The 12,284-nt window shown below is 67.8% G+C and carries 12 protein-coding genes; 8 read left to right on the top strand and 4 right to left on the bottom strand.

Features of this window, described 5'->3' with window-relative positions; translation table 11 throughout:
- Position 1 precedes the first annotated feature (1 nt).
- Complete coding sequence (locus CAL18_RS17030) at positions 2-1,594, bottom strand: murein hydrolase activator EnvC family protein (protein WP_094818391.1); 1,593 nt, start codon at positions 1,592-1,594, stop codon at positions 2-4.
- A gap of 3 nt (positions 1,595-1,597) precedes the next feature.
- On the bottom strand, positions 1,598-2,350 hold the full coding sequence (gene gpmA, locus CAL18_RS17035) for a 2,3-diphosphoglycerate-dependent phosphoglycerate mutase (protein WP_094818557.1): 753 nt from the start codon (positions 2,348-2,350) through the stop codon (positions 1,598-1,600).
- 187 nt (positions 2,351-2,537) lie between these two features.
- Between gpmA and CAL18_RS17040 the strand changes: the two genes are divergently transcribed.
- The 6 genes from CAL18_RS17040 (at position 2,538) to CAL18_RS17065 (ending at position 7,669) form a co-directional block, all read left to right on the top strand.
- The gene (locus tag CAL18_RS17040; protein ID WP_026639880.1) at positions 2,538-2,960 is read left to right on the top strand and encodes a rhodanese-like domain-containing protein; all 423 of its coding nucleotides are present in this window, start codon (positions 2,538-2,540) and stop codon (positions 2,958-2,960) included.
- A gap of 13 nt (positions 2,961-2,973) precedes the next feature.
- On the top strand, positions 2,974-3,231 hold the full coding sequence (gene grxC / locus CAL18_RS17045; RefSeq protein ID WP_026639881.1) for a glutaredoxin 3: 258 nt from the start codon (positions 2,974-2,976) through the stop codon (positions 3,229-3,231).
- A gap of 60 nt (positions 3,232-3,291) precedes the next feature.
- Complete coding sequence (gene secB / locus CAL18_RS17050) at positions 3,292-3,816, top strand: protein-export chaperone SecB (RefSeq protein WP_026639882.1); 525 nt, start codon at positions 3,292-3,294, stop codon at positions 3,814-3,816.
- Positions 3,817-3,831: 15 nt separating this feature from the next.
- Positions 3,832-4,875, top strand: a complete 1,044-nt coding sequence (locus tag CAL18_RS17055) for an NAD(P)H-dependent glycerol-3-phosphate dehydrogenase (protein WP_094818392.1) — start codon at positions 3,832-3,834, stop codon at positions 4,873-4,875.
- A 23-nt stretch (positions 4,876-4,898) separates the two neighbouring features.
- Positions 4,899-5,897: a Bug family tripartite tricarboxylate transporter substrate binding protein gene (locus tag CAL18_RS17060; protein WP_026639884.1), complete on the top strand. Its 999-nt coding sequence runs from the start codon at positions 4,899-4,901 to the stop codon at positions 5,895-5,897.
- Positions 5,898-6,181: 284 nt separating this feature from the next.
- Positions 6,182-7,669, top strand: coding sequence for a M81 family metallopeptidase (locus tag CAL18_RS17065; protein WP_094818393.1), 1,488 nt, complete (start codon positions 6,182-6,184; stop codon positions 7,667-7,669).
- Positions 7,670-7,676: 7 nt separating this feature from the next.
- Here CAL18_RS17065 and CAL18_RS17070 read toward each other — a convergent pair whose 3' ends face one another.
- Positions 7,677-8,141 (bottom strand): tRNA (cytidine(34)-2'-O)-methyltransferase, encoded by a 465-nt coding sequence (locus CAL18_RS17070; RefSeq protein WP_094818558.1) that lies wholly within the window; start codon positions 8,139-8,141, stop codon positions 7,677-7,679.
- Positions 8,142-8,370: 229 nt separating this feature from the next.
- Between CAL18_RS17070 and CAL18_RS17075 the strand changes: the two genes are divergently transcribed.
- On the top strand, positions 8,371-9,849 hold the full coding sequence (locus CAL18_RS17075; protein ID WP_026639887.1) for an aldehyde dehydrogenase: 1,479 nt from the start codon (positions 8,371-8,373) through the stop codon (positions 9,847-9,849).
- Positions 9,850-10,438: 589 nt separating this feature from the next.
- Here CAL18_RS17075 and CAL18_RS17080 read toward each other — a convergent pair.
- Positions 10,439-11,263: a ComF family protein gene (locus CAL18_RS17080; protein WP_141217785.1), complete on the bottom strand. Its 825-nt coding sequence runs from the start codon at positions 11,261-11,263 to the stop codon at positions 10,439-10,441.
- A 74-nt stretch (positions 11,264-11,337) separates the two neighbouring features.
- Here CAL18_RS17080 and CAL18_RS17085 point away from each other — a divergent pair, with 74 nt between their 5' ends.
- The gene (locus CAL18_RS17085) at positions 11,338-12,270 is read left to right on the top strand and encodes a methyltransferase domain-containing protein (protein WP_026639898.1); all 933 of its coding nucleotides are present in this window, start codon (positions 11,338-11,340) and stop codon (positions 12,268-12,270) included.
- The last annotated feature ends 14 nt before the right edge of the window (positions 12,271-12,284 follow it).

Raw genomic sequence — 12,284 nt, forward strand, 5'->3', positions numbered from 1 at the left:
GTTATAGGGCCAGCCACTGGGCCGGGTCCACCGGAGCGCCACGATGGCGAATTTCAAAGTATAGGCCCGATTCCACCTGCCCGCCGGTGGCGCCCACCGTGGCGATGGCGTCGCCGGCACCGACCGGTTCCCCAACCTGTTTCAGCAGGCTCTGGTTATAGGCGTACACGCTCATGTATTGCTTGCCGTGATCGACGATGATCAGATTGCCGAACCCCCGCAGCCAGTCTGCATAGACCACCGTGCCCGGGGCCACCGCCTTGACCGGCGTACCGGCGGCCGTACGCAGCACAATACCGCGCCAGACCCCGCCATCGGGCCGATCGACCCCGAATCGACCCTGTACCGTACCACGCACCGGCGGCGGCAGGCCCCGGCGCAGGCCTTCGCCACCCCCCGGGGGGAGCGCGGCGGTGCGGCGCGCGGCAGCCGGCCGGGCGCTGCCGGCGTCTTCGTCCCGGGCTTCGGGCTCGGCCGCGCTGCCAGGCTGCCGGGCCGGGCGCGGGTCCGGACTGGCCTCGGGCGCAGGCGCGGGGGGCGCGGCCTGTGCCAGCACACGAGTCTGGCCCGATCCGAGCGGCTTCAGCCCCGCGGCATCCGGGTCGGCAACCGCCACGGGGCCGCGCGGACGGTCGGGCTGCGGCTGGCGAGCCGCCGCCTCGACCTGCTCCCGCGCCCGGGCGGCATCGCGGGCCTCGGCGCTGCGGCGCGCCTCTTCGGCCTGACGCGCCGCCTGGGCACGCCGTTCGGCCTCGGCTTTCTGACGCGCCTCTTCGGCCAGGCGGGCTTCCTGGGCGCGCCGGACGGCTTCGGCTCGCAAGCGAGCCTCTTCGGCGCGCCGCGCCGCTTCGGCCTGTTCGACGATGGCTTTTTCGAGCTCGCCTATCAGGTTGGACAGCCGCGTGTCGTCGCGGCCCAGCTTCTGGGCCTCGGCCCGTTGCGCGGCGATCTGCCCCTCCAGGCGGGCCAACAGCGTGGCGCGCTCTTTCTGCTGGGCCACGAGCTCGGCTTTCTGCGATTCGGCCTCTTTGGCCATGGCCTGGATATCGGCGCGGCGGGCGTCGGCCTGCTGCTGCAGCTGCGCCAGGCGATCGATATCGTGACGCAGCGCCTGCACGGCGCGGGCGCGCGCGCGAGAGACGTAGCCCAGATATCCCAGGTTGCGTCCGAGCTCGTGCGGGTCGTCGCCCGAAAGCAGCGCCGCCCAGGGAGACAGGCCGCTGGTGTACTGCGTACGCAGTTGGTCGGCCAGTTCGGTGCGGCGCTGTTGCAGGGCCTGCTGCTGGGCGCCGATCTGGCTTTCGAGCTCGCCCAGTTGCGCTTCGGCGCGGCGATTGTCGTCGGACAGCTCGCGCAGGCGGCGATTGATGCGCGAAATGGCGGTTTCGGAAGCCTTGAGCGCGTCGGCCGCCTCTTTGCGGGCGGACTCGCGCGCGTCGATTTCTTTTTGCAGCGATTCGAGCCGGTCGCGCAGCGCGGCCTGCTGCTGTTCGGCCTGCGATTGGCGCTGGGACAGATCCGCAGACGCCGCGACCGACGGCCATGGCGTTGCCGCCACCGCCGCTACCCACAGCAAACCCGCTGCAAACCGCATGAATCAGTCCTTTTTTGCCTTGCCCTGGGCCGCAACGGCCGCCATCGCGGCTTCGATCTCGGCGGCATCGCCCAGATAATAATGGCGGATCGGGCGCAGCTCGTCATCCAGTTCGTAGACCAGGGGCTGCCCGGTGGGGATATTCAGGCCCACGATGTCGTCGTCCGACATATTGTCCAGGTGCTTGATCAGGGCGCGCAAGCTGTTTCCGTGCGCGGCCACCAGCACGCGGCGGCCGGCCCGGATCGCCGGGGCGATGGAATCGTTCCAGAACGGCAGCACGCGCGCCACGGTGTCTTTCAGGCATTCGGTGGCGGGCAGCTGGTCGGCCGGGATTTTCGCGTAGCGGCTGTCAAAGCGGGGATGGCGCTCGTCGTCGAGCGACAGCGGCTCGGGCGCGATGGCATAGGCGCGGCGCCAGACCAGCACTTGCTCGTCGCCATACTTGGCAGCGGTTTCCGCCTTGTTCAGACCCTGCAGGCTGCCATAGTGACGCTCGTTCAGCCGCCAGCTGATTCCTACCGGGGTGTACATGGCGTCCATGGCGTCCAGCGCAATCCAGAGCGTGCGGATGGCCCGCTTGAGCACGGACGTGAAGGCCAGGTCGAACTCGTAGCCTTCTTTTTTGAGCAGTTCGCCCGCCTTGCGGGCCTGTTCACGGCCGGTGTCGGTAAGATCGACGTCGGTCCAGCCCGTAAAGCGGTTTTCGAGGTTCCACTGGCTTTCGCCGTGACGCATCAGTACGAGTTTATACATGGTTTTCAGCCGCTCGCAGGCGGGTTTGGAGTTGACGAATGCGCTCATTTTATAATTGAGCGATTTTGCCCCTGGTTTTCTCTAGGCAAGCGGCCTGCGCCGCGCGCCAGGGCCGGCCGGGCCACCGTTTATTGGCCGGTTGCGCGCCGTTTGTGCACGCTCGGCTTATTTCAGTTCAGGAACCTCTGTGGATCTTCTGCAATTCTTGGTAGATAAGAACAATATCTTCATCGTGGCGGTTGCCCTGGTGTCCGGCATCATGCTGGCTGTGCCGGCGCTGCGCAAGGGGCGTGCCGGCCAGGGCATCAGTACCTCCGAAGCCATCCAGATGGTCAACCAGCGCCACGCGGTATGGATCGACGTGCGGCCGGCCGAGGCTTTCCGGGCGGGCCATATCCCTCAGGCACGCAACATGCCGGCAGCCGAACTCGAGCAGAAGGCCGGCTCGCTGCCCAAGAACAAGCCGCTGGTGCTGGTGTGCGAAACTGGGCGCGATGCCGGACGCGTGGCCAGCCGCCTGCGTTCCCAGGGTTTCGCGGAAGTGGCGGTCATGGAAGGCGGCATGCGGGGTTGGTCCGCTGCCGGCCTGCCCGTCACCCAGAAACCCTGATCCGGAGCCAGCGATGCCGAAAGTTGTCATGTATTCGAAGGACTATTGCCCCTACTGCGCCAGGGCCCAGAGCCTGCTGCAGCAGCGCGGCGTCACCGACCTTGAAGTCGTCCGCATCGACCAGGACCCGTCCCAGCGCGAAATCATGATCCAGCGCACGGGCCGGCGCACGGTGCCGCAGATTTTCATCGGCGACAAGCACGTCGGCGGCTGCGATGATCTCATGGCGCTGGACCGCGCCGGGGGCCTTGCTCCCCTGCTCGGCGACTAAGCTGACCGCGGGGCCGCCGGCCCCGGTCGTTTTTCTTTGCCCACCCTAACGGAAATATTCATGGCTGATCAGGATCAAAACACCCAGCAAGCAGGCAACGCGCCTTCGTTCAATCTGCAGCGCGTCTACCTGAAAGACCTGTCGCTGGAAATGCCCAACGCGCCTCACGTGTTCCTGGAACAAGAGCAGCCGCAAGTCGAGGTAAGCATCAACGTGGGCGGTCAGCGTCTGGCTGAAACGGTGTTCGAATCCACCGTCACCGCCACGGTCACGACTCGCATCAACGACAAGGTCCTGTACCTGGTCGAAGGCACGCAGGCCGGCATTTTCGAACTGGCCAACATTCCGGAAGAGCAGATGGATCCGCTGCTGGGCATCGTGTGCCCCACCATGCTGTATCCGTATCTGCGCGCTAACGTCGCCGACGCCATTACCCGCACGTCGCTGCCGGCGCTGCACCTGGCCGAAGTGAATTTCCAGGCCCTGTACGAGCAGCGCCTGGCCGAACTGGCCCAACAACAGCAGGGCGGCGACAACGGATCGGATTCCGGCATCATTCTTCCGCCGGGCGCCACCCGCCAGTAAGCCTGCGGCCGCGCCATGACCCAAGCGCCCGCCTCGTTGAGCGTCGCCGTTCTGGGCGCGGGTAGCTGGGGCACTGCCCTGGCCGCCATCGCCGCCCGCCGCCATCGCACGGTACTGTGGGCGCGCGACGCGGCCCAGGCCGGCGCCATGGCCGGCGACCGCACCAATGCGCGTTACCTGCCGGGCGTTGCCCTGCCCGACGCGCTGGCCGTTACCAGCGACCTGCCGGCCGCGCTGGCGCCGCTGGCGGCCGATCCGCAACGCGCGCTGATCATTCTGGGCGTGCCCGTGGCCGGGCTGCACGCCACCTGTCTTGAACTGGCGGCGCGGCTGCCCGCCCTGGGCCTGGCGCAAACGCCCATCGTCTGGACTTGCAAGGGCTTCGAAGCCGATACGGCGCGGCTGCCGCACGAAATCGTGGCCGACGCGCTGTCGGGCATGCCCGAAGCCCGCGCGGGCGTGTTGTCCGGCCCGTCGTTTGCCCGCGAGGTCGCACAGGGCCTGCCCGTGGCGCTGACGATCGCCAGCACGCATGAAACCGTCCGAGACGCAGCCACCCGGGCGCTGCACGGCGGCCCGGTGCGCGTCTATGCCAGCACCGATGTCGCCGGCGTCGAAGTCGGCGGCGCACTGAAAAACGTAATTGCCATCGCCTGCGGCATTGCAGATGGCCTGGCCCTGGGCACCAATGCGCGGGCGGCGCTGATCACTCGCGGCCTGGCCGAGATGAGCCGCTTCGGCGTCGCGCTGGGCGCGCAGGCCGAGACCTTCGCCGGCCTGACCGGCCTGGGCGACCTGGTGCTGACCGCCACCGGCGATCTGTCGCGCAATCGCCGCGTGGGCCTTGAGATCGGCGCCGGCCGCAAGCTCGACGAAGTGCTGGCCAGCGGCGTCACCGCCGAAGGCGTGCGTTGCGCCCGCGCGGCCCTGCAGCGTGCCCAGGCGCTGGGCGTGGAGCTACCCATTACCGAGGCAGTCTGCGCCGTGCTGTTCGAAGGCGTCGCCCCCATGACCGCCGTATCGGCGCTATTGGCTCGCGAAGCGCGGCTGGAAACCTGACTATCACCAAAGGAGCTTGCTTCATGTTTACCGTCCGTACCTTCCGGGCCCGTACGCTGCTGCGCCGACTTGCGGTGGCGCTGACCGCCGCAGCTTTGCTGCCCGCCGCTGCCATGGCGCAATGGCCCGAGCGGCCGATCCACCTGGTGGTGCCTTTTCCGCCGGGTTCGTCGCCAGACCTGCTGGCGCGCACCATATCCGAACCCCTGTCGCAGGCCCTGGGCCAGCCCATCGTGGTCGACAACAAGCCCGGCGCCGGCGGCAATATCGGCACACGCATCGTGGCCAGGGGCACGCCCGACGGCTACACCTTGCTCTACACCATCAACGGGCCCCTGGTTACCGCCCCCCGGCTCTACCAGAAGACGCTGGGCTACGATCCGCTGAAAGACCTGGCGCCCGTTACGCTGGTAGCCACCAGCCCCAACGTGCTGACGGTGCCGGCCAGCCTGCCCGTAGAGAACGTGGCCGATTTCGTGAAGCTGGCGCGCGAGCGCAATGGCGCGCTGAACTATGGGTCGGTGGGGCCGGGCAGCTCGGCTCACCTGGCCATGGAAATGTTCAAGAGCGAGGCCAAGGTCGATCTCGCGCATATTCCTTATTCCGGTTTCCCGCAGGTGATCAGCGCCATCATCGCGGGCGATGTGCAGGCCGGTTTCATGGTGCCCGCCATCGCCATGCCGCAGGTGCGCAGCGGCAAGGTCAAGGCGCTGGCCATCACCAGCCTGGAGCCGAGCGAATCGCTTGAAGGCGTTCCCACCATGGACAAGCAGGGCTACCCTGGCTTCGAAGCCATTTCATGGAACGCCATTCTGGCGCCGGCCGGCACGCCCGCCCCCATCGTCGAGCGCCTGAACCGCGAACTGGCCGCCATCATCAACAGTGAAGCGGTGCGCAAGCAATTGGCCCAGCAGTATTTCACCGCCGCGCCGTCTACCCCGCAGGGCCTGACCGAGCGCATCCAGAAAGACACGGCGCGCTGGGATGCTGTGATCGAGCAACTGGGCCTATCGCTGGATTGAGCAGGCCCCGGCCCCAGGGCATCCCTGGGCGTCGCGCCATCGGTGTCAGGCACCTGCCGGAGCCTGACACCAGCGATACCGCCATTGCCTGCGCTGGCGGCACGGCACGCACGGACTCGAGCCTGTCCCGAAGGATGCCACGGGCCGGTGTCTGACTCCCGAAGGGTGTCAGACACCGACATGCGCCCGCTTTGCCGGCCGTTCTGCCGCAGCCATCCAGACGACCTCGGCAAGCGTGCGTCCATCTGGTACTGTCATGGCCAGTCCCCGCCGTGGAGCCGCGCATGAAAGTCCTGATCGCCCGCCTTAACCACGAAACCAATACGTTTTCCCCCGTGCCCACGCCCCTGGCGGCATTCGGGGAAAACGGGCCCGACTACGACGGCGACGCGTACCGCGCCAACCACGGCCAGCGCACGGCGATGGGGGCATTCATCGACCTGGCCCTGGCGCGCGGCGCCGAGATCGTGACGCCCGTATCGGGCTGGGCATACCCCAGCGGCCCGGTGGCCGCCGACGCCTACGACGCCATGTGCGCCCGCATCGTCGCGGCGGCGCCCGGCTGCGGTGCGGTGCTGCTGGACCTGCACGGCGCCATGGTGGCCGAACACCGCGACGACGGCGAAGGCGACTTGCTGCGTCGCGTGCGCGAAGCCGCGCCGGACGCGCCCATTGGCGTGGCGCTCGACCTGCATGGCAACGTGACGCAGGCCATGGTCGACCACGCCGATGTCATCGTCGGCTTCAAGACTTACCCGCACGTCGATATGTACGAAACCGGCGAACATGCGGGCCGGCTGCTCTTCGGCATGCTGGAAGGCCGGTGCAAGCCGGTCATGGCGTGGCGGCAACTGCCCCTGATGACCCATACCCTGCGATCGGCCACCGACCAGGGGGCCATGCAGGCTGCGGTAAGTGCGGCGCAACGGCTCGAAGCAGACGGGTTGCTTGCGGTGTCGGTGCTGGCGGGCTTCAGCCTGGCCGATATCGAACGTCCGTGCATCAGCGTGATCGCCGTGGCCGATGGCGATGCCGCGGCCGCCGACCGGGCGGCCGACGACATCGCAGCCCAGATCTGGCGCGACCGCGACGGCTTCGTCTATCGCAGCGAACCGCTGCAGGAATCGCTGGCCCGCGCTCGGGAAATGGCGCATGGCCAGACCCGCCCCGTGCTGCTGCTGGACCACGGCGACAACTGCAATTCCGGCGGAACCTGCGATACGACCGCCGTCCTCGAGGCCGCGCTGGCGCAAGGCATGGAAGGCATCCTGGCCGGGCCGCTTTGCGACCCGCAAGCCGTGGCGCAACTGATCCAGGCCGGCGAAGGCGCGCAGGTGTCGGTGGCGGTGGGCAACAAGCGGTCGCTGGCCCATCTGGGCATACACGCACAGCCCCTGGTGCTGCACGGCACGGTGCGCGCCATTACCGATGGCCAATATCGCATCAGCGGCCCCACCTACACCGGCATGCTGTGCCACATGGGGCGCACAGCGGTATTGGATGCGGGCGGAGTGTGCCTGGTGCTGTGCGAACGCCCGCACGAACCCTGGGACCTGGGCGTATTCGAAAGCGTGGGCCAGGACCCACGCCGCGCCCGCTACCTGTTGTTGAAATCGCGCATGTATTGCCGGCCGGTGTTCGTGCCGATCTCGGCCGGGCTGGTAGAGTGCGACAGCCCCGGCGCCACCACCTCGGACTACACCATCTTTCCGTACCGCAAGCGCGCCCGGCCGCTGTATCCGCTTGAGGCGGCCGACTACGGCGCACGCTGATGCCCGCCTAGACCCCGCCGGCGTACCCCTGCTGGCGCCAGGCCTCGAACACCGTCACCGCGACGGCATTGGACAGATTCAGACTGCGCTGGCCCGCGCGCATGGGCAGGCGCAAACACTGGCCGGGCTCGAACAGCGCCATGTGCTCTGCCGACAGGCCGGCGGTTTCGCGGCCGAATACAAACACATCCCCGGGCTGGAACGACACATCGGCCAGACTGCGTTGCGCGCGCGTCGTCATGGCGTAGACCCGCCCCTGCCCGGCCGCGGCCAGTGCCTGTGGCAGGCTGTCGTGCACCTGGACGGGCTGCCATTCGTGGTAGTCGAGGCCCGCGCGGCGCAGGCGCGCGTCGTCCAGTTCGAACCCGAGCGGCCGCACCAGGTGCAACCGGGCCCCGGTGTTGGCGCACAGGCGGATGGCGTTGCCGGTATTGGGAGGAATTTCAGGGCAGACGAGTACGACGTGGAACATGGATTTCATCCTGGCGCGGCCGCATGGGGCGCCGTGCATTGCCGCTATTGTGCCAGGGAGACGGGGCTTGTTGCCGGGCCTCTACTTATGCATGCGCTAAGCCTTCCTTTCAGAAAAGCAAAGCGCCGCACGGCCCCGAATACGCGCAGGCGCGCGCGCTTCGCGCCAAAATAGACGGTTTGGGGCAGGCGGCAGGCCCGGCCATGACAAACATATAACGGAGGCAAGCATGAAGCGTTACCAACTCTACATTGACGGGCAGTATGTCGACCCGGCGTCGGGTGCTTGGTTCGAGTCCGACAACCCGTGCGACGGCAAACCCTGGGCCACCATGCCACGCGGCAATGCAGACGACGTCGATCGCGCCGTGCAGGCCGCCCACCGCGCCGGCACCCAGGGCCCCTGGGCCAGCTACACGCCCACCCAACGCGGCCAGCTGCTGCATCGCGTGGGTGACCTGATCGCCCGCGAGGCCGAGGCGCTGGCGCGTACCGAAGTGCGCGACAACGGCAAGCTGTACGCCGAAATGGCCGGCCAGCTCAAGTATGTGCCCCAATGGTTTTATTACTACGGCGGGCTGGCCGACAAGATCGAGGGCACCGTGCCGCCCATCGACAAGCCCGGGCACTTTGGCTATACGCGACGCGAGCCGCTGGGCGTGGTGGCGGCCATCACCCCCTGGAATTCGCCCCTGCTGCTCACGGCCTGGAAGATCGCGCCCGCGCTGGCCGCAGGCTGCACCGTTGTGCTCAAGCCATCTGAATTCACATCGGCGTCCACGCTGGAATTCGTCAAGCTTTTCGAACTCGCGGGCTTCCCGCCGGGCGTGGTGAACGTCGTGACGGGCTTTGGCGCCGAAGTCGGCACGCCGCTGGTCACGCATCCGCTGGTGCGCAAAATCACCTTCACCGGGTCGGACGCCACGGGCCGCCTGATCAACGAGCAGGCCGCACGCCACTTCAAGCATGTAAGCCTGGAACTGGGCGGCAAGTCGCCCAACATCGTATTCGACGACGCCAACCTGGACGATGCGGTAAACGGCGCCGTGTCGGGTATTTTCGCGGCCACGGGCCAGACATGCATTGCCGGGTCGCGACTGCTGCTGCAAGACAGCATCTACGATACGTTTGTTGAAAAGCTGGTGGCGCTGGCGCGCACGGCCCGCATGGGCGACCCGATGCAGCCGGACACGCAGGTGGGGCCGATTACCACTCCGCCGCAGTACCAGAAGGTGCTGGAATATATCGATATCGCCCGCAACGAAGGCGCGCGCCTGCTGCTGGGCGGCGAAGCGGTGCGCGAGGGCCCCTGGAAAGACGGACGCTTCATCCAGCCCACGATCTTCGGCGACGTAGACAACCAGATGCGCATCGCGCAGGAAGAAGTGTTCGGGCCGGTGTTGTCCATCATCCGCTTCAAAGATGAAGACGAAGCCGTAAAGCTGGGCAACGACGTGCGCTTCGGCCTGGGAGCGGGCGTGTGGACCCGCGACATCGGCCGCGCACTGCGCATGGCCGAGCGCATCCAGTCGGGCACGGTATGGGTGAACACGTACCGCCTGGTCAGCTATCTGATGCCGTTCGGGGGCTACAAAGACTCCGGACTGGGACGCGAAAGCGGCATCGACGCCATGCGCGAATACCAGCAGGTCAAGAGCGTCGTGATCAACGCCGGCTCGCCGGTCGGCAACCCCTTTGTAATGCGCTGAACGCCCAGCAGACCGTGCGCCGTCAGCGGAAGCCGGCGCAAGAAGGTGTCTGACTCCCGCAGGGTGTCTGACACCAGTACGCGATGAGATGCGCGGCACCAGCACGGTGTCTGACTCCCGCAGGGTGTCTGACACCTTCGGAGTCAGGCACCAGTACGCGATGGGATGCCCCACACCAGCACGGTGTCTGACTCCCGCAGGGTGTCTGACACCTTCGGAGTCAGACACCAGAACGCGGTGGGATGCGCGGCACCAGCGCGGTGTCTGACTCCCGCAGGGTGTCTGACACCTTCGGAGTCAGACACCAGAACGCGGTGGGATGCGCGGCACCAGCACGGTGTCTGGCTCCCGCAGGGTGTCTGACACCTTCGGAGTCAGGCACCAGTACGTGATGGGATGCGCTACACCAGCACGGTGTCTGACTCCCGCAGGGTGTCTGACACCTTCGGAGTCAGACACCAGTACGCGATGAGATGCGCGGCACCAGCACGGTGTCTGACTCCCGCAGGGTGTCTGACACCTTCGGAGTCAGACACCAGTACGCGATGGGATGCGCGGCACCAGCACGGTGTCTGACTCCCGCAGGGTGTCAGACACCCCCGCGCATTTCTTTCGCCTTCGGCCAGTTTGCTGCGCCATCGCCCGGCCGCTCGGCTGCGCGGCCGTCACGCCACGGGGTGCGGGCGGCGACCAGTACGATGACCTCGGCTGCTCCGGCCTGCAACAGCGCACGCGCCGCAGCGTCGACGGTGCTGCCCGTTGTCATCACGTCATCCACCAGCCCCACGCACTGTTCGTGCAATGGCCTCGTGCACGCGAACACACCCTGCGCACCCAGGCGGCGCGCCGCGCGATTGCCGCTGGCCTGGCGCGCGCCTTCGCGCACGCGGCGCAATAGGCCACGTCGCAGCGGCCGATGCAGCCTGGCGGACAGCCCTGCGGCCAACTCGGCTGCCGGATTGAAGCCGCGGCGGCGCAGCGACGCCTGGCTGGCCGGAATAGGCGCCAGCACCATATCCGCCGGCAAGGGCAGCGCCTGGCGCGCGGCCTGGTCGGCCAGCAACTGCGCCAGCGCCGTGGCCAGCCCATAGCGCCGCTCGGCCTTGTAGCGTCCGATCAGCGAGTCGAACGGCGGCTCATAGTCGAACGCGGCGATTGTTCGCGCGAAAGCCGGCGGGGCGGCGTGGCAGTCCGGACACGCGCGGCCCGGGCCGGCCAGCCGCAAGGCGCAGCGCGAACAGCGCGCAAGGCCGGCCCGCATCGTCTGTGAAATATCGTCGGCGCAACCGGCGCAAAGCAGCCCGCCGGCCGCCCTTCCTTCGCACAAGGGGCAATCGGAAGGCAGCAGGGCCACCCCCCGCCGCACAACCTGCCGCAAGACCCTTGCACCCGAATGCGCAATAATGAAAGGCATGACGGCCTCCGCAACATCGCCGGCCCCTATCACAGCACGTATCTGCAGCGCCGCCGCCGTGCGGCGCGCCCTTCATGTCACAGCCTGCATCCGCCCCCCTGCCCTCGCTACCCTTGGTGCCCGCCCACGTCGTACGCCAGTTTTCGCGCCGTGGCGATTTGTCTGACGCGCAGTTCCTGTATGCCGAGGTCGCCCGGCGCATGCTCGGGCGGCTGCAATACATCCGGCTGCAACCCGGTGCGCTGCTGGACGCCGGATGCGGCGCGGGTGACAACCTGCCGCTGCTGCGCGAACGGTACCCGGACGCCAGCTACCTTGGCTTGGATGCCAGCGCGGCGGTGCTGGACCACGCTCGTCAGCGCTACGCGCCACGCGGCGTCGCGCGGTTGCTCAACAAGCTGCCCGGGCGGCGCGGCGACGCCCCGCAGTTCGTATGCGCCGACCTGGCCGATACCCGGCTGGCGCCCGAGTCGCTGGACCTGGTGTGGTCGAACCTGGCGATGCATTGGCACCCGGCGCCGCACAGCGTGCTGGCAGAATGGCGCCGCGTATTGAAAGTGGGCGGCCTGGCAATGTTCTCGTGCCTGGGGCCCGCCACGCTGCGCGAGTTGCGCCAGGCACTGGACGACGCCGGCCTGCGCACCGCAACGCCGGCATTTGTGGACATGCACGACTTCGGCGATCTGTTGGTGGAAAACGGCTTCGCCGACCCTGTCATGGACCAGGAAACCCTTACGCTGACCTATCGCTCTCCTGAACGGCTGCTGGAAGACGTGCGCGCACTCGGCGGAAACCCCGCACGCGGTCGGCGCGGCGGGTTAGTGGGACGCTCCTGGCGCGACCGGCTGTGCGCCGCGCTAGAGGCCCAGCGCAATGCACAAGGGGTGATTCCCCTGACCATCGAAGTCGCATACGGGCACGCCTGGCGGGCCGCCGCCCGGCGCAGCGCACCCGGCGAAACGCACCTGTCGGTCAGCGCAATTGGCGGCCGGCGCAACGCGAGCTGACGCCGCCGCAGGCT

Origin of the sequence: Bordetella genomosp. 7 (assembly GCF_002261415.1) — a bacterium.
Taxonomy (GTDB): Bacteria; Pseudomonadota; Gammaproteobacteria; order Burkholderiales; family Burkholderiaceae_B; genus Bordetella_A.

Excerpts from the sequence above, each read along its gene's own strand:
- CAL18_RS17080 (WP_141217785.1), bottom strand. The coding sequence starts at position 11,263 with ATGCCTTTCATTATTGCGCATTCGGGTGCAAGGGTCTTGCGGCAGGTT.
- CAL18_RS17030 (WP_094818391.1), bottom strand. The coding sequence starts at position 1,594 with ATGCGGTTTGCAGCGGGTTTGCTGTGGGTAGCGGCGGTGGCGGCAACG.
- CAL18_RS17075 (WP_026639887.1), top strand. The coding sequence starts at position 8,371 with ATGAAGCGTTACCAACTCTACATTGACGGGCAGTATGTCGACCCGGCG.
- CAL18_RS17065 (WP_094818393.1), top strand. The coding sequence starts at position 6,182 with ATGAAAGTCCTGATCGCCCGCCTTAACCACGAAACCAATACGTTTTCC.
- CAL18_RS17070 (WP_094818558.1), bottom strand. The coding sequence starts at position 8,141 with ATGTTCCACGTCGTACTCGTCTGCCCTGAAATTCCTCCCAATACCGGC.
- CAL18_RS17055 (WP_094818392.1), top strand. The coding sequence starts at position 3,832 with ATGACCCAAGCGCCCGCCTCGTTGAGCGTCGCCGTTCTGGGCGCGGGT.
- CAL18_RS17060 (WP_026639884.1), top strand. The coding sequence starts at position 4,899 with ATGTTTACCGTCCGTACCTTCCGGGCCCGTACGCTGCTGCGCCGACTT.
- secB (WP_026639882.1), top strand. The coding sequence starts at position 3,292 with ATGGCTGATCAGGATCAAAACACCCAGCAAGCAGGCAACGCGCCTTCG.
- CAL18_RS17085 (WP_026639898.1), top strand. The coding sequence starts at position 11,338 with ATGTCACAGCCTGCATCCGCCCCCCTGCCCTCGCTACCCTTGGTGCCC.
- gpmA (WP_094818557.1), bottom strand. The coding sequence starts at position 2,350 with ATGTATAAACTCGTACTGATGCGTCACGGCGAAAGCCAGTGGAACCTC.
- grxC (WP_026639881.1), top strand. The coding sequence starts at position 2,974 with ATGCCGAAAGTTGTCATGTATTCGAAGGACTATTGCCCCTACTGCGCC.